Genomic DNA, 21700 nt, shown 5'->3' with positions numbered 1-21700 from the left:
TCCTAAATATGTTGTATGAAATCAAACATCGGTAAAAACAGGGCCAAAATAATAATAAACACAAAGATCCCAGCGACTAGCGCGGTCTGAACCTCAACAAACGAACTTAACAATTCAAGGCGCTGTTGATGTTCTTCCTCTAATTGCTGCGCCAATTGCAACATACCGACAGCCAAATTCCCGCTTTGTTCGAAAATATGGACAGCCTCAATTGTAATCGGATGTAAAAAGGGAACATCTTCAAACGCCTCGCTCAATGTTTTACCGCTGAGCAATGCTAGCTTGACCTTTCCAAATGAGTCTGACACCATTTTCCAATGGCTTTCTTCTTCAAAAAGATCGCAAATATCCAACACATGCGCCCCGCTATCAAGCAGGTAGCCCATCTGTTTTAAAACGAGCGTCGTAACAGACGTTTTCGTAAATGAAGACACGATTGGAATACGGAGCAATCCAAATTCACAACGCAAGCGATGCTTTTTTAGCGCATAGAAGACGACCAAAGAGACAGCAGCAAGGAATACGATGAGTAACACAGTGAACGTGTTTTGATGAGCGGAAAATAGCAAAAGTTGAGTCGTAAACCAGGGAAGTTCGATCGCGAATGATTCGTAGAGGGAGGCTAATTGAGGAATGAGAGCGCGGGCGATAAACAGTAAACAACCGAAACTAGTGAGCAAAACAAGCGTAGGGTAAGCAAACACCTTGAGTAGCTTGCTCTTTCGTTTTCTGCGCTGTTCATAATAAAGGGCGAGAGCGTGAAGCGCTTCAGCATAACGTCCATGAAATTCAGCCGCTAAGATAAGGAAACAGTAAAAAGGCGGAAAGCGGATTCGTTTGAGGACGGATGAGAATGTGGCGCCCTGTTCTAATTGCTGTAATAATAAGCGGATATCGCGTTTCATCCGTTTACTTCCGCTGCCGCGACGTTCGATGATCTCCAAGGCGCCCAACAAACCGAAGCCAACGGTTAACAACTGCCCTAATTGTTGACTAAACAAGACAAGTTCCCGATCCGTGTGGCGCCGCTTAACCTTCCACATCGGTCAGCCATGCCCTCTGATATTCTTGCAACGTCGTGATCCCTGTCCGCACCTTTTCCCGCAAGTTCATATTTAACGAATGAAAGCCGCTATCCCGCAAATGATTTCTGATCTCGGACACCGTTGAGCGGTTCATAATCATTTGCCGCAACTCATCGTCCATCGGCAACACTTCAAAGATCGCCTCCCGACCAAAATAACCACTATCTTGACAATAAGGACACGGTCGTTGCGCGCAGGAGCAAACACGACGAATTAAACGTTGGGCGATGACGCCTCTTAAAGCGGACGTAATCAAATAAGGTTCAATCCCCATTTCAACTAAACGGGTGATCGTTCCCGCGGCATCCGGTGTGTGTAAACTCGACAAGACCAGCCTTCCTGTCAACGCTGCTCGGATCGCAATTTCCACTGTTTCGCGGTCGCGGATTTCACCGACGTAGATCACATCTGGGTCCTGGCGCAAAATAGCCCGTAGCCCCGTTGTAAACGTTAAACCCGCTTTCGGATTGACTTGCACTTGATTCACACCTGAAACTTGATATTCGACTGGATCTTCCAAAGCGATAATGTTGCGTTCATACTGACGTCGAATTTCTTGAATAAGTGTATGGATTGTCGTTGTTTTGCCCGAACCAGTCGGTCCAGTCGCGAGCAACAGCCCTGCTGTCGATTCAAAAATCAAATTGCGAATGGTTTTTATTTGTTCAGGATCAAAACCGAGAGAAGAAAGTTGTTGAAAAGGAAGGTGTTTTTTTAGAAGACGTAACACGAGTTTTTCTCCGTGGATCGTTGGGAGAGTAGAGACGCGGATATCTAAAGCTTCAGAATCAGCTTGGTGGGAAAAACCTCCGTCTTGTGGAATTCGACGCTCCCCAATATCGAGATTGGCTAGCAACTTCAATTTCGAAATGAGCGGGGGACCCCATGCTTCCGATTTTTCTTCAAACATCAGCAGTTCCCCGTCTATGCGCATTCTAATCTGAATCCGATCGGCCAGCGGTTCCAGATGAATATCGCTTGCTCGCCTGCCAATCGCCGCGTCGATTAAATGAGAGAGATAGGAAGAAACATCTTGCATACGATTCACTCCTTATTTATTTCTTCCCTGTCTCTTATTCAACAAATTAATTCGATTTCCTGCATGTTTTCCGCTCATTTGGAAAAGTCTTTTTTTGTTCACATTTCAAGTGGTTTGGACGCTAACAGTCCAGATTGCTCGATTCGTCGCGTCGCTTCTATTAACTGCTGTTCGTCATGCACAAGGGCCATTCGAACATAGCCTTCGCCTTGCGCCCCAAACGCATTGCCGGGAATAACGGCCACACCAGCCTTTTCTAACAGGGTGAACGCGAAATCACTTGAGCGCCAACCTTCGGGGACGCGAGCCCAAATGAACATCGTCGCTTTCGGTTTTGGAATCTCCCAACCAATCCCAGCAAGTCGTTCCAGAAAAACATCGCGACGCCGCTCATAAACATTGGCGTTGGGATTAGGTCCCGTTCGTTCCAGATCCGTTTGCAACGCTTCGACTGCCATCTGTTGTACAGCGGTGAACACACCATAATCAATATTCGATTTGACGACCGCTAACGGTTTTAGCAATTCAGCGCTTCCAATCGCATAAGCAATCCGACAGCCCGCCATGTTAAAGCTTTTTGACAATGAATTAAATTCAATCGCAACCTGCTTCGCCCCGTCGACTTCTAGAATACTTGTTGGTCGATACCCGTCAAAAGCAAGCTCAGAGTACGCGAAATCGTGAGCGACTAAGATTTGATGCTTTTTTGCAAAAGCGATGACACGTTCAAAAAATGCAGGGTCCGCGGTGGCAGCCAACGGGTTGTTCGGGTAATTAAGGATCATCAACTTTGCTCGAGCGCAGACATCCGTGGGAATTGCCTCTAAATCAGGCAGATAATGGTGTTCCTCACGCAATGGCATCGTGACCACTTCACCCCCAGCTAACGCGACACTTGCAGCATAGATCGGATACCCTGGGTCAGGAGCTAACACGATATCGCCAGGATCGATCCAAGCCTGAGCCAAGTGGGCCAGACCATCTTGAGAGCCCATTAAAGCCAACACCTCGTCCCTCGGATCTAGCTCGAGACCAAAACGAAAATGACACCAGCGGGCAACCGCCTCACGAAAGGAATGCATCCCCTCCGAAGTGGGGTAGCGATAATTCAACGGATTGCGGACCGCTTCAACCAATGCTTCCACAAGCTTCGGGCTTGGCGGTTGATCCGGACTGCCGATTCCGAGATCAATGACAGCTAAACCTGTCGCTTCTACCTCCCGTTTTCGTCGGTTAATTTCTGTAAAAATAGCTGAAGTGAGTTCATTCACTCTTTTGGCGGGTTTCATTTGTATCCTTGCCTCTCCTTTCCAAAGCAAAAAAGCTTCAATGATTGAAGCTTAATGGATGATCGCTTGTTTATTTTCGGATTGCTCCAGTTCTAATCGTTGTTCCTCTAGTTTATAATCGAATTCCTTCGCTTTATCCGGTTTTGAATTTTTATACTCGATGGGGATCTCATGGCGATGTGATCGCTCAATGCGAGTGACAAAATCGAGTTTGCGGATCTTGGCCATAATTTCGTCAATCTGTTCACTATCCACATACATGCTTACATAACGCAGACGCCGCGAAACGTAATGCACATTTCCATACCGTCTTAACTGCCGCGCTGCCTTCGTATTCTTGATCCAGACCGCAATTCCTAAACGCCTCTGTTCCATTCTATCCCCTCCTCATCCCAGTCCTCGAATCCAGCAGAAGGACCCATATTTAATCGTTAAAATCTTTTGACAAAAATTTATTACATAGTCAAATCGTATCATGACACTCTGAACGGTGGCAAGAGTCCTCTACAAAAAAAGCTCACGACTAAAGTCGCAAGCTAGCCCGCGCATCCGCAGGAACCGCCTGAGCCACATCCACCACTTGAGCCGCAACCGCCACCCAAATTGTATAGCGGGTTGTCGCTAGGCACTTTAATCGCGTCTGACACACCGTCAGCTATAATGCGGCACACTTGATATAGTAGTTCTTCGAGCGCCGACTCCGCTTTTCTAAACGCCCCGACAGACGGGATCAATTGGATTTCCCTTCTCATCGTACGAACGCGCTCATTGATCTGTTTGTAATCAGGATGATACGTTCCAAAACGTTGCGCTTCCTCAAAGCTTTCTTTTAGCTTTTGAAATTGTTGAATTTGTTCCTGCGCATGCTGATCTTTTTGTAATCCTTCTTTCGTCGTTATATATTCATTCATCTCTTCAGATGCTAAAATCATTTCTGCTATGTCCTGCGCTTGCAAGAGGACGGTCATACGATCGATTTCCTGAGCAATGATTGCCATTGAAATTTCACCTCAATCCCTATTATAGCGTAAAACACACGATTGCAGACGGTCCAATCCGTTCCATCTCTGTTTTTTTAAAGGGGAGAGATAATTTGAATCCTCCCGATTTCCTCTAATCCGTACTCGGCCTCAGCCTTGTCTTCCTTGCGCGCGACCAATTTCCAAAATCCATGCTGATTCGTTAAACGGGCAGGCTGCAATCGATGATCATTGCCATCCGCTTCCAATTTTAATTCCAGTCCTAAATCAATCGCTTGCTGAATCAATTTTCGTAGCGTTGAACCGTGATAATGGGCGTAGTTGGACAGCCACATCCGCGGCAAGTCCCTCAACCCAGGCAAGGCGTCATCCAAATCGGGAAACACGCTCTCCACTTGATAATCCAGCTCAACCACTTTGTTTTTAAACAATGGTAAAATCGGGTCCGCGGTGACTCGATCGGATAAAGTAGGCTGCTCCAATAAATTAACGATCGGGCCTATCGCATAGCCTCTTTTCTCTAACTCTTCACCTAATAACGCCGCGTTCTCCACTCGCACAATAAAATCCCGCTCTCCAATTTGTTCATATAAAAGCGAGGCGATCGGCTCGATTTGCTTCAATTCGGTCGCTAACGTCGCATCGGTTAGACGCAGCAATCTCACATCCCAAAACGAGGCTTGGACAACCGATTGCTCCCATTGCTCAACTGCTGATCGCACATTTTCGGGGATCGGAACGGCGCTCACTTGTTGCAACCAAGCAATCAGTTGGACCGCAGTTTTTCCAGATTCAAAAGCGGCTTGGACGCTCTCCTTGCTCATCTTAAAAACCCACATTTCCTCGCTCGTTTGCAGCTCAGCAATTTGCAGCAACTTCCATTTCAAGCGAAACGGGGCAAAGGCGGGAACCATTAACTCAAAATTCGGTTGTATATAGAGGGGAATCGCTTCGTGATCACGGTACGTTCGCCATTTAAAAAGGGTGACTCCCTCTTCGATATTCGATTCCATCAACCCCAATGCGGTTAACGGTTGAATACACTTTTCCAGGGCGGTTTGGCGATCTGGCCCAAATGAATTCATCGAATCAAGAATCGCATCTAACCTGTACGTTTCGTCTGAATCGAGTCTTTGAATAAGGGTATAAAACATTTCCAGGTTTGGCTCAAATTTCGCTTTTTTTAGCAACTCGGCTAACAGCCACCGCGACAACTCCGCATCCTTGCCGATGACCCATTCGTCGACCGCCCCAATCACCACGTTTTCTCCCTGCTTTTGCAACAGTCCTTGTTCAACTAACAAATCAAGCGCAATCGCTTCGTGTAAGGCAAAAGGGTATTGCTGTTCTAATTCGTCGGCAAAGGGGGCCAACAGCTGCTCGGTTATGTTTGTTCCATGGAATAAAGCGCTCACCGTTCTCTTATGTAAGGTACCCCTTTTTGAAAATCCAATCGCCGTTTTTCTAACAACATTTAACACTTGTAACAGATCATCTAGGATATGGTATGATAAATGACCTGAGAGGCGCTGCTTGCTTTTCCACTCGGTTGAAATCGACACACTTTTCCTACGAAACAAATCAATCTGTTCTTCTGACATGACATAGGCCTGCTCCCCCCACAACCGTCGCAACGTGAAGATTAATCCCGCTCTTCTCAGTTTGGTTAAAGCAATCCGAAAGCGGACTGCGCCTAATGGCAGGGACGCTTGTTCTATTTCACGATAGGTTAACAAATCGTTGCCTTTTTCTCGTAAAAAATATTCAATCACTATTCGCTCATCTTCGGACATTTTTGCCCAATAAGCGTTGTTCCAATCAGAATCCAATAAAAAATGTAACGTTGTATCGGTTTGCTGATGATGATGACAAATAGACTGGATCACTCGCTCAGATAATTGCTTCAAAACTTCTGCAAATTTCATCCAAAAACACCTCGCCACCCCATTTTAACACGGATACTCCCTATTAAAAAAATTCATACTACTTAACAACGGCTTCATCTTTAAAAGGAGGTTGTTTTAAATGCGGTTGAATCATATCTATATAATGTGGAAAAAAGGGTTTTTATTGTGCGCCATCGGGTTTCTGCTCGCAGGTTGCCATGTTCAAGCAACTGAAAGCGTTGAAAAAGAGGAAGGAAGTGTCACGAATTTGAATTACGAACTTGTCGATCCCCCGTATGACGACGCGATTAATCAGGCTATCAGCCAACATCAAGAGCAGGCAGGACTCGCCACGGTCCAACATCAAAATCATACGTACGCGATCATTACATTGGGACAACGGCCCTCTGCCGGTTACAAAATTGTCATTAAAAAAGTAGAACAGTCTTCGGACAAAATCATCGTCAGCTACTCTGAACAGAAACCGACAGGAATGGCCTTAACGGTGATTAGTTATCCCGCGGTCGTCGTAAAATTGCCGGCAACCAAACTTGCGATTCAAGCCAATCAAATAGATCAGTAAGACGAAAACCTCCAGCCGATCGGGTCGCTTTGGAGGTTTATTTTATGTAATCGGCATCGGAGTTATTTTTTAGGTTTTACCCCGGTAAGGAATGTCAGTAGTTTGCCAAAGCCGAGCACAATTTCCGTACTATTATGTAAAGCAATGTTTTTCCCGACCGCCTTACTGCCTACGATTGCCGCGCTTGAAACGCCAGCGACCAAAATGGAAACAACCGACTCATGCATCGTCAGTTGATCGCTTAAACGAATAATCTGAAACACCAATGTCGCCCCCGCCATCCCTGCCACATATCCGAGCACATCACCAACCACATCGCCAAAAAAGTTAGCGTATTTCTCCGCGTTCTGGATCATTTCAATCCCTTTGCGGGCCCCATACACCTTCTTTGCCGCCATTGAATTAAATGGACTCAGTTCCGCCGCCGTAATCGCAACCGCAACCACATCAGCCACAGTGCCGACGACAACGATGCATAGCAAAGTCAAAATAGCGAGCAACAGCGAAGTTTCTCGAAGCAATAGCTCACTGATCATGCTCACGCCAACAGCCGTAAAAAACGTCCAGATCGAAATAATGAAAGACCACCGAGTAAAAATTCGATACTTTTTCTTACCGTTCTTTTTTGTTTTTCTACTCAAGGTCGATAGTCTCCTTTGATTTCAGTACTAAAAATACTACTGGCTTTACTCGATAAATGCAAGAGCCCACCTGATCAAGTATGCTGCTTTCTACCCGTATTTGACAGCGTCAGGGATTGAAGGATTAAATTGGGCGCCTCTCGCAAGCTCCGTTTCGTAGGTAAAAACATACGATATAGCATTATGGAGCGGAAAGGGGGAACCTGCCCTGAGTCTATACCGTTGGTTTCATGAAGATAATGTTTGGTTATGGGTCATTATTATTGTCCTTGTCATCTTTGTCTTTTTTTTAGAGGAAGATTAGCGTGGAACAGGCCCATTCTAAGGGCCCCCGCCGCGCGTGTTATGAGGACCAGACACGCCACCACAAAACAACGGACACGGAGGCAAAAGAAAAAGCCCCAATCGGGGCTTCATTATTGGAGATGTTCTTCTCCGCGTTGTTCAGATATTTCGCTTAACGCATAACCGGCTTGATCAGCGAATTTATCGCGCACAGCCAGGTCAGCCATTGCAACAATTCCGGCCAACTTTCCATTTTCTATAATCGGCAGGCGACGAATTTGTTTTTCAGCCATTAATTTTGCCGCCTCATCGACACTCATCTCTGGTGTCCCCGTAATCAAAGTTTCGCTCATCACTTGTTCAACCGCGCTCGAACCTGATCGTTTACCGGCAACCCCGCGGATCACAATATCTCGGTCCGTAATTACGCCGATACAATTTTGTTGATCATCCACAACCGGAACGATCCCAACATCGTGGTCGCGCATTTTACAAGCCACTTCATACACGTTGTCTAGCAATGTGACACATTCGACATCTGTCGTCATAATATTACGAATTGTATTCGCCATCCCAAGCCCTCCTTGAATTGCGTGATCATATGTAGGTTTTCCTAAACAAAAGACATTCATTCATCCTCTTCCTCGCGTCGCAACGTTAAATTTACATTGCGCCCAGCAGGAAAACATAATATCATGATAGAAGTACTTAATAATGACAATTCTATCAAGGAGTGGGAAGCGAAATGCTATTAGAGATGAGTTTTTCTGAGCTAAAAATTAATTTGGCTCATTTAGACCACGTTTTGAAGAACGCTGGCTTTATAAGCGATGCAACTTGGGATTATGATCACGCTACATACGATTTTAAATATGATGATCGGACGACAAATGCTGTTTACTACTTGCGTATTCGGGGACATGTTGTTGACGGCGGGGATTTGCACCCTGAAGCCATTTTACAACTTGAAGAACCGCACATCGGGAAACACCTTTTTCCACACGGCATCGACTATCAAGCGGAAATCCCTGCCGCGATTTTGGAAGCGGCTAAAAAAAAGCTTTCAGATGTGAAAGCAAAATTAGCGTAGGATGCTTAACAATTTAGGCTGCCGTCAACCCGGCGGCCTATTCTAATCTTGGGAGAGGATCAATATGGAGCGACGTAGAGGATCACCGGATTTCCTTCTATTGTTCATGACCTTAGCATTAGTTGGATTTGGCATTCTTATGGTTTTTAGTTCTAGTTACATACTAGCCTACTACAACCCCGATTATAATAATGACAGTCTCTATTTTGTAAAAAAACAAGCGATTTGGGCCATACTTGGCTTTATTGCCATGCTATTCACGATGAACATTCCGTACACCGTCTATAAACAGAAATTTCCAACGATCGCTATTGGCTCCTTCATTCTCCTCCTTCTTTTGTTTACGCCGTTGGGGATGAAGATTAATGGGGCGCGAAGTTGGTTAGGGATCGGGAAATCTTTTTCCATTCAGCCCGCAGAATTTGCAAAACTGGGATTGATTATTTACTTAGCTGGCCTGATCGCCAAAAAAGGGGATCGGTTTCGCATGTGGAAACAAGGACTTGCTCCTGCCCTCATCGCGACAACTGCCTTTTGCGGCATGGTTATGCTTCAGCCAGATCTCGGGACAACCTCGATTATTTTGTTCACGGCTGTCGTTATCATGTTTTCAGGCGGCGCCCACCTGAAACATCTCGGCATGTTGTGCGGGGTCGCTTCCGTTGCGTTGATTATTTTTGCCGTCGCCGCCCCCTATCGACTGGCGAGAATCAAAACTTTTATTAATCCTTGGAACGATGGGATGAACGGACTTGAACAAGGTTATCATCTCATTCAATCCTTCTATGCGATCGCCAATGGCGGACTCTCCGGGGCAGGTTTTGGGAAGAGCATTCAGAAATACCTTTACTTACCGTATCCGCAAACAGACTTTATTTTTTCCGTTATCGCTGAGGAAATTGGTTTTTTTGGATGCGCTTTGTTCATTCTGTTTTTCGTCCTCTTTCTATGGCGCATCATCCTTATTACCTTAAGATGTGAAGATACATTCGGCTTATTGGTTGGGATTGGAGTTGTAAGCATGATCGGCATCCAAGCTATTATCAATATCGGCGGAGTGACCGGTTCCATGCCGATTACTGGCGTCCCGCTTCCGTTTGTTAGTTATGGCGGCTCCTCATTGCTTGTTTTTATGACAAGCATGGGAATTGTGCTCAGTATTTCAAGGGAAACGTTTAAGAAACGAGCCCAACGACAAGAACAACAATTGCGTAAATTGAGTCATTAAAATAGAATGGCGTCTTTTCGGAAGCGCAAACTAAGTAGGCATAGGAAAACGTTTTGTTTTCCTATGCCTACTTTTTATGGATAGCTTTGGGAGAGATGGCAGGCGACCGACATCAGACCAAATTAAGCGGAGTTTCTCCTGTTAAATGCGTCGAACTACCACTGGATCGCCGTAAATCCCAAGATCCTAAGGCAACCATACAAATTAAGCGGAGTTTCTCCTGTTAAATGCGCCGAACTACCACTGGATTGCCGTAAATCCCGAGATCCTAAGGCAACCATACAAATTAAGCGGCGAAACTCCCGCTAGATCCCCAATCTATTTGTTCATTCATCCCATTACCTGACACGAGAAGAAACAAGTGGTTGAGGCGTGGGACTGTCGTCCTTTAATTCAATCCCCTCGACCTTGACATTTACCTCCACGAGTTGCAATCCAGTCATCATTTCTACGGCTTCCTTGACGCGGTACTGCAAATCTTTACAGACTTGGTCCATTTTCACACCGTAATTTAAAATAACGTGAAGATTGATCCTTGCTTCCACTTCGTCAACTTTGACATGAACGCCACGGTGTACATTTTTACCGCTCACTCTTCGAGCAAAACCTTGCGCAATCCCGCCAGACATGCTCGCTACACCTTCTGTTTCTTCCGCCGCGATCGCAGCGATTACGGCAACCACATCATCAGCAATCCTTACTGTCCCGCGATCTTTCATTTCGGCCAAGTCTATCCCTCCTTATTTACTACCTAGTTTATTCTGCAATCTAGGCGATTGGGACTGATTTTTTGAATTTCTTACTATTATTATTTTATTTCTCCATAGATCGATTAAACTCCTCTTATTTTGTTAAATGACGTTCATACATTATTTCCAGCCTTTTCGCTCAAAATAAGACCGATGTACTTATTTACTTTCGTTCGTTTAGGAATTAATAACATAGGAGGAGCTATTGATCATGAGAAAAATGTTACTCACTTTACTCGTTCTCGGCTTGCTTGGAACGGGAGTTGGCGTCTGGTTTACTGTACATAATACAGAAACCTTTAGCAGCGCGACGATTAAACAAGGAGCAACAGGTCAGGATGTTTTAGAATTACAAGGAAGGCTAAAATTTCTTGGATTTTATAAAGGGGCGGTCGACGGAAAGTTCGGTTCTGGCACGTATTGGGCCTTACGAAATTTTCAACATCAATTTGGAATGAAGGTAGATGGTGTGGCCGGATCGAAGACAAAATTAAAGTTGTGGGAAGCGACAAAAAACTGGAAACCTGGCGGAAATACAAACCCCGCTCCCACTCCGACAAAACCGACTCAAACCGAAACAACATATAAACCACATGGTCTTTCAGAGAATGATCTCAAAATTATGGCGAACGCCGTGTATGGTGAAGCGCGCGGGGAACCCTATATTGGTCAGGTCGCTGTCGCCGCTGTAATCCTCAACCGCGTCAAACACACTTCATTTCCAAATACGCCGTCTGGCGTCATCTTCGAACCAAGGGCCTTTACAGCTGTCGCGGATGGACAAATTTGGCTAACTCCGAATGAGACGGCTAAAAAAGCGGTGCGTGACGCGATCAATGGTTGGGATCCGACTGGAAAAGCAATTTACTACTTTAATCCAGATACAGCGACTTCCCCTTGGATTTGGACAAGACCGCAGATTAAAAAAATCGGAAAACATATCTTTTGTAATTAAAAAAAAAAAGAGGCTCCTCCCGATTCTACAGGGACGGCCTCTTTTTTTAGTTCGTTATATTTCACCACGCGGATAATTTTGCGCGGCTTTGATAAAAAGTTCTTCATCAGAAATAACTCCGCATGTCGCGCATTGGACTTTATGACTCGGTCCCCGATAAGGGGCATGAAACGGATCCTTAATGTGTTGCTCATACGTCTCAACGATCGCGCCTGTAGCGGGATCAACCTTGACTGATTTCGAAACTTGTTCAATTAAATTAAAACGGGTGCGGTTAGTTTTGCAATTTGGACAAAAGAAAGCTTGAGTCAACGCACACTCCTCCTATTGGTCTCATTTTCTCTATTGTGACCAAAAATCACTTTTTTTAAAGATGGACCATACACTAGGAGAAATGAACAGTCACCCTACACTTTATACTTCTGTTTAAATACTTTTAGCTACCCTACGGGAAAGAGCGAATCTTTCCCTCTTTTGTTGTCTATATGTAAACCCTCCACAAAGGAGCGCTCAATTCTCACTACGTCCGTTGGTTTTATCGGTTGAGCTTAGATAGTTTCCGCTCGAGTTCGGAAAGGATTCTTCTTCCTGTATCCTCTTGAATGAGCTTCAAACGGACAGCAAAGTCTATTTCTCTCGATAAGCCAAACATTTGCGTATCCAATACTTCTTCATACAGAGGGCATTGAGGCATCGTAAGATTGTCCAACTGAACCTCGATCAGCTTCAAAATTTTATCAGCATCTTCTTGTAACATTTGGATGGCTCTTTGCTGAATTTCGATTGCGGTCATTGGCGACACTGTTTATTCCCCCCTCGATTCCGTTACTCATATTTCCTAGTTTATCACATTCTATGAACGAAAAGAAGACCCGAGCTTTAACACTCAGGTCCTTCCTATCGTTTTCGCCGCGACGTAATGCGTAAACTTAACTAAGCACCCGAATTGGTAGCGATTCATCTGCGATCAATTGAAGGAATCTCTCCTCTTCTTGCCCTGTAAATGAGGCCTTCATCTCTTTCGCGAAATACACCTCTACCTTTACAGTCTGATCCGAGCAAAGACGATAGGCGCTTAATTCTTCAAGATCTTGGATACGTTTAAAATAGTGGAGAGCCTCAGCCGTTAAGGGGACGCGGAAGCTGCGGCTTAACACGATGTTCTCCTTTTTATTTTCAACGATGTTTTGTTTGTTTGCCCCGAGTAAAGCCAAAATTTCCTGAGCGCGCTTCAGACCGACCAACTGAACCATCTGGTGATCTATATACTCTGCTTCCAAAAGGGTCAACTCCGATTCCACCGCCAATATCATCTGTCTAAACAGACGGGTCAACACTTGATTTGCGGGAGAAAAGGTGTGATCATCAAATCGGTATGTATAGGTCGTAAGCGTATCGCTCGCTTCGTTTTTAAGTAAATAAAGGTGATGTTGCACGCTTGATTCCTACCTTTGTTTGATTTGTTGCAACGTCGTCTGATCCATCTTTTTCACTAACGACAGCAACAATTTTTTCGCCGCTTCATAATCATCCTTGTGAATAATCGACGTATGACTGTGAATGTAACGCGCGGGAATACCGATCACAATCGACGGAACCCCTTGTCCTGAAGTGTGAACGCGGCCAGCATCTGTCCCGCCCATCGAAACAAAGAACTGATACTTAATTCCTTCCGCCTCACACAGATCAATCACATAATCCCTTAATCCAGGGTGAGTGATCATTGTTCGATCGTAGATTCTCATGAGTAAGCCGCCGCCTAATTTCCCCATGCCTTCCGTCAGACCAGGAATGTCCCCCGCCGCGCTAGCGTCGAGACCGATAAACAAGTCAGGGTCCAACAAATTGGCTGACGTTGCCGCTCCTCTTAACCCGACTTCTTCTTGAACCGTCGCTCCAGAGAAAATGAGGTTGGGATGAGGTACGTTTTGAATCTCTCTTAACAATTCAATGCTCAAAGCGCAACCGTATCGATTGTCCCATGCTTTGGCCAGTAGCTTTTGATCGTCCGCCATGACCGTAAACGGACAAACGGGAATGATCGGCTGACCCGGTTTGACTCCGAGTTGCTCCGCATGTTCTTTACTATCCGCGCCAATATCGATAAACATCTTGTTTATTTGCATCGGTTTTCTTCTCGCTTGTTCGTCCAACACGTGAGGTGGAATCGATCCAATCACACCTGGCAACGGTCCATTGTCCGTCATCACTTCGACGCGTTGAGCCAACAGAACTTGACTCCACCAACCGCCAAGCGTTTGAAATTGAATAAAACCTTGTTCATTGATTCGCTTCACCATGAACGCAACCTCATCCATATGACCCGCCACCATAATGCGCGGCCCCGAAGCATCCCCCGTTTTGACCCCAAACACGCTACCTAAATTATCATAGATCAGTTTCTCTGAATACTGTGTTAAATGTTCTTCCATAATTTCGCGAACCGGCCCCTCAAAACCTGGAGCTCCTGGCGCTTCTGTTAACGTTTTAAATAAATCCATTTGCCAATCCACTCGTCATTCCTCCATTTCGGAATCTTTTCCCATAATATAGTATCCCATTCCTTCCCGTTAATTTCAATCTGTCGCCAATTTGGATTTTAGCCAGAATAGGACAAACTACAGATAAGCTTGCTGACAAGGAGGGATGCATAGATGGCTTCACGCAATCGGTTACTTGTTCCCAAGGCCCGCCAAGCGATGGATCGTTTTAAAACGAATGTCATGAAAAAAGAAGGTTATCAAACGGACAACCCGGCAGAGTTGAAATACGAAGTGGCGCAAAGTTTAGGGATTCCCTTGCAAAAAGGGTACAACGGACACCTTGAGTCAAAAGACGCTGGGAAGATCGGCGGTAAAATTGGCGGTTCGATGGTCAAAGAAATGGTCCGACTCGCCCAAGAACAATTGAAGCAACAATAAACAGCCCGCCATTCAAATTAAAAAGATGTCTAGAAAGTCGGTCCGCGCCAACTTTCTAGACATCATAAAACTTAAAAGACGGGATCTCTTAAATCAGCTAGTTTTTCGAGTGAACTCTTTTCCACATCCGCGTGTAGACTGTTGCCATTGGCATCCATTGTCACAATCGCTGTAAATCCTTTCACACGCAAATGCCACATCGCTTCTGGGATTCCGAATTCAAGGAAATCGACACCTTCCACTTTTTCGATACATTGAGCATAATACTGCGCCGCGCCGCCGATCGCATTCAAATAAACACCGCCATGTTCTTTAAGCGCCGCAAGCGTTCTCGCCCCCATCCCGCCTTTGCCAATCACAGCGCGGATGCCAAATTTCTTAATTAGGTCCGCTTGGTATGGCTCCTCGCGAATACTCGTCGTTGGACCCGCCGCCTTCACTTGCCACTCGTCCTTGTCATCTTTCAACATCACAGGGCCGCAATGATAAAGCACCCCGCCATTGAGGTCAACAGGCGAATCATTTTCGGTCAGGTGCTTGTGCAAAGCGTCGCGTCCCGTATACATCGGACCGTTAATCATGACAACATCGCCCACTTCTAATGAACGAATTTTTTCCTCGGTAATCGGCGCTTCTAGTTCAATCACTTCCTTGCGCTCGCGCCCATTGGCAGCCTGCTGGTCTGTCCCAGTCGACATTTTCACTTCACCATCTTTGTACAACCATGCCTTAATCAAACCCGATTGCGGATCAACCGTAATTCCTTGTCGACGATAAGCCCAGCAATTGTAAGCGACAGAGACAAAAAAGCTCGCAGGCAAACGGTTCAAAACGCCAACTTTACAGCCTAATAAAGTCGCTTGCCCGCCAAAGCCCATCGTGCCAATGCCGAGCTCATTCGCTTTTTCCATAATATAATCTTCTAATTTCGCTAACGATTCAATTGGATTGACATCATCGACCGTTCGGAACAATTGTTCTTTTGCCAACGCGTAACCCGTCGTTCGATCACCGCCAACCCCGACGCCGATAAAGCCAGCGGAACACCCCTGTCCTTGCGCTTGATAAACACTATGCAAAATACATTTTCTAATCCCGTCCAAATCACGACTCGCCCGTCCGATGCCTTCCAACTCACAAGGCAGACTATATTGAATGTTTTTGTTCTCGCAGCCGCCCCCTTTTAAAATGAGTCTTAGTTCAATTTCGTCTTTTTCCCATTGTTCAAAGTGAAACACCGGCGCTCCAGGTCCTAAGTTGTTACCCGTATTTTCCCCTGTTAACGAATCAACCGAATTGGGCCGTAGTATTCCGTTTTTTGTGGCGAGAGCAATCGCCTCTTCAATAACCTGTTTCATTTCTAGCTGGTTTGTAGCAACAGGCGTTTTAATTTCAAACGTGGGCATCCCTGTATCTTGACAAATCGGAGATTGATTGACTTCCGCCGTCTCAATATTGCCCGCGATCGTCGACAATGACAATGCGGCTCGAGTGCCCGCGTCCTCTTGTTGCTGCGCCTTCACAATCGCCCTTCTTACGTCCGGCGGTAAATTTGTCGATGTCTCCACAATTAATTGATACACACTCTCTTTAAATTGTTCCATCCCGCGTAACCCCAACTTTCTTTTCTTTTTTATTGTCTTTTTATTATAATATGAAACTACGCGCCGAAAACAGTCGTCGACGAGAGATCCAGACATGTTTTGGTTTGTCCATGCATACAATGAAGTTGCCAACTAGCCAAGTTAAACCACACGATTGGCGCCGCTTACAACAACCGCCCAAGCCCCGTTCGGTCCATTTTCATATAAATGACAATGCGCTATACTGGATGATAGAATGATAAAATAAGCGAGGTTTTGCTATGGGACTTTTGGAGTTATCCCCTTTATCTGTTGTGATTGGTGTCATTGCGATGACAGCGATCGCTTTCATTCGGTTTCATTTTCCTTTTCGATACCATTATTTTTGCTATCTTGTTAAACAGCGCCCGAAACTCGTTAATAAACTATTGCTGCGATCGTATAAGAAGAACAAAACAGCGGTCGGTTTATTGGATAAAGCCACATGCGAAATGATGGATGGGGCGTATGACGATGCAGAGAAGTATCTGTTAGAAGGAATTCAACAAGTGCTCAAATCACACGGCATGCAAAACCGAGTCATTCGCAACTTCTTTTTCAACCATCTTTCCTGGCTTCTATATTACAAAGGCAGCCACCGAGAATCACTCGAAATTGCGTTGCGTCTTTATGAAAAGGCGCCTTCAACCCCGCATATCCTTGCCTTGATTTCTTGCAATTTCGCCCGAATTGGCGAAGTCGGTCAAGCGATTGAGGCGTTTTCTCAATTATCTCGAATGGAAAAAGAGAGCTCGCCGACCTTGCTCACCTGCCGAGCGGAAATCGAAGCGGCCAAGGGGAATCCTAAAAAAGCGGTGAAACTTTTCCACCAAGCAAAGAACAAGAAATCGTATGCTTCCATTTGTTTCATTATGTACGAAATAGAGCAACGAATTGGACAATTAACCAAAACAGCGTAAAGCAACGGGGGTACTTTTTGAGGAGTACCCCTAATTCTATTTTTTATTTACTTCAAGTTGTTGCGCCAATTCCGCATCGATCATCCGCGAGGACTTTTCAAGATAGTCAACATATCCCTTCCCGTACAGCTCCTGAGCTACCGCTAACCCAAAGTCCCTCAAGCTGCCTAACGCAAACCCATGTTCATCTCGCTTTTTAATCACCGCCGCGAGCAACCGACTTTGAACCAGATCCTCATGAGCCATTTTTTCACGGAGCCCCTGTCCTTTTTCCGTGAGGAACACCCGTGAAGCCCGCTTATCGTGACGGAGCCGTTCTTTGCGAACGAGGCCCTTCTCTTCGACTCTGTCAATTAAATGCATCGCGGTTGAAATGTGCCATAGCCCTAGGTTGGCTATTTCAGTAATCGTGCTCCCATCATGAAAATGCAAAACCGAGAGAAGATGTTGTTGCGGAGAAGTCAAGTCATATCGTTTTGCTTGCCTCGTCCAATCCTCTTCCATGATCTTGTACATCGCGCGAATTATATTCATCGTAATGTGAAGATCCGATGTCATTTTATTTTGATGTTCTTCCATCGTTTATATGGCCCACCTTATCTATTCTACTTCTTAAACGTCACTTGTTGGACGCCTTTGTATAATTAGTTAATAGTTAGAACTTTCGCCATAAATCGATAAATTCCTTCTTTTTTCTTTCTTACGACACTCATTTTTTAATTGACAAGCGCGGAGCAAAATCCGTATGATGTTATTTAAACCATACTAATTCAATAGGAATTAATTTTCACACCCCAGACTTGCCCCTTCAAACAGGGGACTGGAGAGATTGAAATAGGAAGATAGGAGGGTTTCAAATGCGTGTTGCGCAAAGTATTTCTGAGTTAATTGGACGCACACCGATCGTTCGCTTGAATCGATTAGTCGGACCTGCGGACGGAGAGGTGCTTATCAAGTTAGAAAAATTTAATCCAAGCGGAAGCGTCAAAGATCGAGCCGCTTATCACATGATTGTTGTCGCTGAACAGGCGGGGCTACTCAAACCTGGCAGTACAATTATTGAACCAACGAGTGGAAATACAGGAATCGGATTAGCAATGAATGCGGCGGCCCGCGGGTATAAAGCGATTTTGGTCATGCCCGATACGATGACGAAAGAAAGAATTAATATTTTAAAAGCGTATGGAGCCGAGGTCGTGTTAACGCCTGGGGACGAACGCATGCCTGGCTCGATCCGCAAGGCCGAGGAATTGGTCCGCGAAATTCCCAACAGTTTCATGCCGCAACAATTTTTAAACGCAGCCAACCCAGAAATCCACCGCCAAACAACCGCATTAGAAATTATCGAACAAACATCAGGTAAACTCGATGCTTTTGTCGCCACGGCGGGAACGGGCGGGACATTGACGGGAACAGGCGAGGTGTTGAAAGAAATGATTCCAGGCATTAACGTTTATGTTGTTGAACCGAAGGGATCTCCTGTTCTATCGGGCGGTGAGCCTGGCTCGCATAAGCTGGTCGGAACGAGCCCCGGCTTTATTCCAGAAATTTTAAATGTTGAAATTTATGATCGCATTTTTCAAATTAGCGATGAGGACGCGATCAGAACGACACGCGATTTGGCAAGCAAAGAAGGCATCCTTGTCGGTCCTTCGGCTGGAGCCGCCGCCTACGCCGCGCTGCTTGTCGCCCGAGAACTCGGGGCAGGAAGTCGTGTCGTCTGCATTGCTCCAGATACGGGCGAACGCTATTTATCAAGCGATCTTTTCCTTTAATAAAATAAATTGTTACAATCAGGCAAATTCCATTTATTTAGGCTTCAAGAAAAGGGGCATCTCTTATATAATAGAGTTATCTAAGTGTATAGAAAGAGTGAGGCTCTATAATGGTTTATGTCATCTGCTTTATTGCGCTAGGTTTCGGTCTCTTTTACGCTCATTGGAACACAAGGAAAGCTGTTTTTACGCGTGTCACCCTTCCTATACATGAAAAGGATTGGGATGCTCAACTTCATGTGCTGCATCTGTCCGATTTACACATGGAAAATTTATCAATCTCACCGTCCCATTTGGTCGAAAAACTCGAACACGAAGACATTGACTTGATCGCTTTAACGGGGGATTACTTAGATCGCGCGAGAAGCATCCCTAAATTTTTAAATTACATTGACAAATTAAAGGAAATTCCAACGCAACACGGCATTTATGTTGTTTTTGGAAACCATGATTATGTTTTAAAGGCCAAAGACTTTTTCCGTCTGACTGAAGAACTCGAACGACGGGGTTGTCACTTGTTATTCAATGAACACATCCAAATTGAACATATGGGCAAAAAGATCAATATCATTGGAATCGATGACAATCATTCCGGCCGCAGTCGCGTTGAAAAATCGTTTACAGGCGTTTGCTGCCAAGGGCTCAATCTCGTTTTGACACACGACCCTAATATTGTGCTCAAAATGAGGGAATATCATTATCACTATTTACTTAGCGGTCATTTTCATGGCGGACAAATTCATTACCCCAAAGCGTATCATCTCGTTAAAATGGGGAAACTTCCAAGAATGAAGATGATCAAAGGATTGCATTACCATGAAAATAAAGCTTTTTATATAAGTGAAGGCTTAGGGCAAACCGGGTTTAACATCCGCTTGCGTTCCAAACCGGAAATTACGTTGCATACACTTGTTCCTAAAAATTAAAACAGTCTTTCTGCTTAACTGCAGAGAGGCTGTTTTTTTATTATATAGGCGCAAACAATCGCGACCACGGTCATGAGATATTCAATTGGCAGCAAACTCCTTTATGAAAAAGCATCGTTTACCTCATCCTAAGACAAGATGGACAGTAAAGTGGAGGTGAATGTTTGTTGCGCCCTTTCATGATCTTTTTTACAGCCTTAATGCTAACAATCGTTGCCGTCTCACCCGCGTGGAACTATGCGACACCTGGACAACGCCAGCTTTCCGTTCAACAAAAGAAAGATGGACCGATTAACATTCCTGAGAAAATCAATTACATTAATCAAGTCCGCCAGACCGTGGAAAGTTTAAATCACAGTCCACATATTATGACGATTCACCATAACGAAAATGAAAAAAGTCACGCGATTAAACGAGAAGTGACCGTAAAGTTCGTGAAAAACCCGGATCAGACGGAACTGGACGAAATTAAGCAACAAATCAACGGCAAAGTAAAACGTCAGTGGGACAACTACTGGATCTTTAAATCGAAGACAAAAAGTAAAACCGATTTAATCAATTACTTTAACGGCCGCGACGATGTCGAATTTGCTGAACCAAATTTTCTTCTATTGCCGAATGATTTCCCGACAGGATTGCTGCCCAATGATCCGCTTTATACACGTTACCAGTGGAACCTGCCGATGATTAACATGGAAAAAGCGTGGGACATTTCGCGCGGAAGTGAAGAAGTGATCATCGCTGTCATCGATACAGGCATCGACTTAAAACATCAGGATTTCCAAGGGCAGCTTGTGAAAGGTTACAATGTGCTAACGGGCCAAAACGATCCGATGGATGACAACGGACACGGCTCCCATGTGGCCGGGATCATTGCTGCTTCTACGAACAACAACCTAGGTATCGCGGGGGTCAGCTGGAACAATAAAATTATGCCGATCAAAGCGATTGGCTCGGAAGGAACGGGCACTTCCTTTGACATCGCGCGCGGCATTCGATGGGCTGCCGATCACGGGGCAAAAGTGATCAATATGAGCGTCGGAAATTATCATCCATCAGGAATTTTGTTAGACTCGATTCGCTATGCCCACAGTAAAGGGATTGTGCTTGTCGCCGCGTCTGGAAACGATAACAGCAACCAACCAAGCTATCCGGCTGCTTATCCTGAGGTCATCAGTGTTGCCGCTGTGGATCAGCAAGCGCGTCGAGCGGAATTTTCCAACTATGGAGGTACCGTGGAAATTGCCGCCCCAGGCGTCGACATCCCAAGCGCTTATCTATATAACGAATACGCGGCGCTCTCAGGCACATCAATGGCCTGTCCGCATGTTGCCGGGCTCGCTGGCTTAATTTTGTCAGTTGAACCGCGTCTAAAAAATGAACAAGTACGCAAGATCATCCAACAATCCGCGCAAAAGGTGACTGGAGCTGGCAGGGATGATGAATACGGCTATGGTTTAATCGATGTATCCAAGGCGTTGCAGATCGCCTCCGACCCGACAGATATTGAGGTTGAAGATGACATAGTTGAACCTGAAGCGCCGACACGAACAAATTCAAACCGACAACCTACCTGGGCCGAGCGTCTTTTATTTAAATTGCGATTAAGTCCACTGTATGGACGGTAGGAGGCGGAGATTCTCCTGCTAAAATGGGAAAGCGAACGAAATCCGGCGACATGCTCATGGGAATCGAGGATTCCAAGGAATTAAGCGGAGATTCTCCT

General features: G+C 45.3%; 24 protein-coding genes. 9 read left to right on the top strand and 15 right to left on the bottom strand.

All coding sequences use genetic code 11. The features are described 5' to 3' along the window. Nucleotides 1-2: 2 nt before the first annotated feature. The 6 genes from BEP19_RS02115 to BEP19_RS02090 form a co-directional block, all read right to left on the bottom strand. On the bottom strand, nucleotides 3-1043 hold the full coding sequence (locus tag BEP19_RS02115) for a type II secretion system F family protein (protein ID WP_120188191.1): 1041 nt from the start codon (nucleotides 1041-1043) through the stop codon (nucleotides 3-5). Beyond that, nucleotides 1030-2124: a GspE/PulE family protein gene (locus BEP19_RS02110; protein WP_120188190.1), complete on the bottom strand. Its 1095-nt coding sequence runs from the start codon at nucleotides 2122-2124 to the stop codon at nucleotides 1030-1032. The genes BEP19_RS02115 and BEP19_RS02110 overlap by 14 nt, the downstream gene beginning before the upstream one ends. A 98-nt stretch (nucleotides 2125-2222) precedes the next feature. Next, nucleotides 2223-3413, bottom strand: a complete 1191-nt coding sequence (locus BEP19_RS02105; protein ID WP_120188189.1) for an LL-diaminopimelate aminotransferase — start codon at nucleotides 3411-3413, stop codon at nucleotides 2223-2225. A gap of 51 nt (nucleotides 3414-3464) precedes the next feature. Continuing rightward, nucleotides 3465-3788, bottom strand: coding sequence for a YlbG family protein (locus tag BEP19_RS02100; protein ID WP_120188188.1), 324 nt, complete (start codon nucleotides 3786-3788; stop codon nucleotides 3465-3467). A gap of 161 nt (nucleotides 3789-3949) precedes the next feature. After that, nucleotides 3950-4411: a YlbF/YmcA family competence regulator gene (locus BEP19_RS02095; RefSeq protein ID WP_120188187.1), complete on the bottom strand. Its 462-nt coding sequence runs from the start codon at nucleotides 4409-4411 to the stop codon at nucleotides 3950-3952. Between the two features lie 77 nt (nucleotides 4412-4488). Next, nucleotides 4489-6318 (bottom strand): helicase-associated domain-containing protein, encoded by a 1830-nt coding sequence (locus tag BEP19_RS02090; protein WP_120188186.1) that lies wholly within the window; start codon nucleotides 6316-6318, stop codon nucleotides 4489-4491. A 100-nt stretch (nucleotides 6319-6418) separates the two neighbouring features. On the opposite strand from BEP19_RS02090, the gene BEP19_RS02085 reads away from it, so the two are divergent. Then, nucleotides 6419-6862 (top strand): protease complex subunit PrcB family protein, encoded by a 444-nt coding sequence (locus tag BEP19_RS02085; protein ID WP_120188185.1) that lies wholly within the window; start codon nucleotides 6419-6421, stop codon nucleotides 6860-6862. Nucleotides 6863-6924: 62 nt separating this feature from the next. Here BEP19_RS02085 and BEP19_RS02080 read toward each other — a convergent pair whose 3' ends face one another. Continuing rightward, the gene (locus tag BEP19_RS02080; protein WP_120188184.1) at nucleotides 6925-7503 is read right to left on the bottom strand and encodes a hypothetical protein; all 579 of its coding nucleotides are present in this window, start codon (nucleotides 7501-7503) and stop codon (nucleotides 6925-6927) included. Between the two features lie 416 nt (nucleotides 7504-7919). Then, on the bottom strand, nucleotides 7920-8360 hold the full coding sequence (locus BEP19_RS02075) for a CBS domain-containing protein (RefSeq protein WP_120188703.1): 441 nt from the start codon (nucleotides 8358-8360) through the stop codon (nucleotides 7920-7922). A 173-nt stretch (nucleotides 8361-8533) separates the two neighbouring features. Here BEP19_RS02075 and BEP19_RS02070 point away from each other — a divergent pair, with 173 nt between their 5' ends. Beyond that, entirely contained in the window at nucleotides 8534-8878 is a 345-nt protein-coding gene (locus BEP19_RS02070) for a YugN family protein (protein ID WP_120188183.1), read from the top strand. Nucleotides 8879-8942: 64 nt separating this feature from the next. Next, the gene (gene ftsW / locus BEP19_RS02065; protein WP_120188182.1) at nucleotides 8943-10106 is read left to right on the top strand and encodes a putative lipid II flippase FtsW; all 1164 of its coding nucleotides are present in this window, start codon (nucleotides 8943-8945) and stop codon (nucleotides 10104-10106) included. Between the two features lie 338 nt (nucleotides 10107-10444). On the opposite strand, the gene BEP19_RS02060 is transcribed toward ftsW, so the two are convergent. Beyond that, nucleotides 10445-10825 (bottom strand): Asp23/Gls24 family envelope stress response protein, encoded by a 381-nt coding sequence (locus BEP19_RS02060; RefSeq protein ID WP_120188702.1) that lies wholly within the window; start codon nucleotides 10823-10825, stop codon nucleotides 10445-10447. 241 nt (nucleotides 10826-11066) lie between these two features. Between BEP19_RS02060 and sleB the strand changes: the two genes are divergently transcribed. Further along, nucleotides 11067-11810, top strand: a complete 744-nt coding sequence (sleB, locus tag BEP19_RS02055; protein ID WP_120188181.1) for a spore cortex-lytic enzyme — start codon at nucleotides 11067-11069, stop codon at nucleotides 11808-11810. A 54-nt stretch (nucleotides 11811-11864) separates the two neighbouring features. On the opposite strand, the gene BEP19_RS02050 is transcribed toward sleB, so the two are convergent. From BEP19_RS02050 to BEP19_RS02035, 4 genes are all read right to left on the bottom strand, one after another. Then, nucleotides 11865-12122, bottom strand: a complete 258-nt coding sequence (locus tag BEP19_RS02050; protein ID WP_120188180.1) for a DNA alkylation repair protein — start codon at nucleotides 12120-12122, stop codon at nucleotides 11865-11867. A 223-nt stretch (nucleotides 12123-12345) separates the two neighbouring features. Beyond that, nucleotides 12346-12603, bottom strand: coding sequence for an Fpa/YlaN family protein (locus tag BEP19_RS02045; protein ID WP_425452716.1), 258 nt, complete (start codon nucleotides 12601-12603; stop codon nucleotides 12346-12348). A gap of 136 nt (nucleotides 12604-12739) precedes the next feature. Continuing rightward, nucleotides 12740-13246, bottom strand: coding sequence for a hypothetical protein (locus BEP19_RS02040; protein ID WP_120188178.1), 507 nt, complete (start codon nucleotides 13244-13246; stop codon nucleotides 12740-12742). 9 nt (nucleotides 13247-13255) lie between these two features. Beyond that, entirely contained in the window at nucleotides 13256-14311 is a 1056-nt protein-coding gene (locus BEP19_RS02035) for a M42 family metallopeptidase (protein ID WP_120188701.1), read from the bottom strand. A gap of 153 nt (nucleotides 14312-14464) precedes the next feature. Here BEP19_RS02035 and BEP19_RS02030 point away from each other — a divergent pair, with 153 nt between their 5' ends. Beyond that, entirely contained in the window at nucleotides 14465-14731 is a 267-nt protein-coding gene (locus BEP19_RS02030) for an alpha/beta-type small acid-soluble spore protein (RefSeq protein WP_120188177.1), read from the top strand. A 71-nt stretch (nucleotides 14732-14802) separates the two neighbouring features. On the opposite strand, the gene BEP19_RS02025 is transcribed toward BEP19_RS02030, so the two are convergent. Continuing rightward, nucleotides 14803-16335, bottom strand: a complete 1533-nt coding sequence (locus BEP19_RS02025; RefSeq protein ID WP_120188176.1) for a fumarate hydratase — start codon at nucleotides 16333-16335, stop codon at nucleotides 14803-14805. A 260-nt stretch (nucleotides 16336-16595) separates the two neighbouring features. Between BEP19_RS02025 and BEP19_RS02020 the strand changes: the two genes are divergently transcribed. Continuing rightward, nucleotides 16596-17273, top strand: coding sequence for a tetratricopeptide repeat protein (locus tag BEP19_RS02020; RefSeq protein WP_120188175.1), 678 nt, complete (start codon nucleotides 16596-16598; stop codon nucleotides 17271-17273). A gap of 36 nt (nucleotides 17274-17309) precedes the next feature. On the opposite strand, the gene BEP19_RS02015 is transcribed toward BEP19_RS02020, so the two are convergent. After that, nucleotides 17310-17852 carry a MarR family transcriptional regulator gene (locus BEP19_RS02015; RefSeq protein ID WP_120188174.1) on the bottom strand — a complete coding sequence of 181 codons (543 nt, stop codon included), beginning with the start codon at nucleotides 17850-17852 and terminating at the stop codon, nucleotides 17310-17312. A gap of 278 nt (nucleotides 17853-18130) precedes the next feature. Here BEP19_RS02015 and cysK point away from each other — a divergent pair, with 278 nt between their 5' ends. The 3 genes from cysK (at nucleotide 18131) to BEP19_RS02000 (ending at nucleotide 21602) form a co-directional block, all read left to right on the top strand. After that, entirely contained in the window at nucleotides 18131-19048 is a 918-nt protein-coding gene (gene cysK / locus BEP19_RS02010; RefSeq protein WP_120188173.1) for a cysteine synthase A, read from the top strand. Between the two features lie 110 nt (nucleotides 19049-19158). Continuing rightward, a complete protein-coding gene (locus BEP19_RS02005) occupies nucleotides 19159-19974 on the top strand; it encodes a metallophosphoesterase (protein ID WP_120188172.1) in 816 nt (271 codons plus the stop codon). A gap of 164 nt (nucleotides 19975-20138) precedes the next feature. After that, nucleotides 20139-21602, top strand: coding sequence for a S8 family peptidase (locus tag BEP19_RS02000; protein WP_120188171.1), 1464 nt, complete (start codon nucleotides 20139-20141; stop codon nucleotides 21600-21602). The last annotated feature ends 98 nt before the right edge of the window (nucleotides 21603-21700 follow it).

It is taken from the genome of Ammoniphilus oxalaticus, from assembly GCF_003609605.1.
GTDB lineage: Bacteria > Bacillota > Bacilli > Aneurinibacillales > RAOX-1 > Ammoniphilus > Ammoniphilus oxalaticus.
This window is presented reverse-complemented; position numbering and strand designations above follow the sequence as displayed.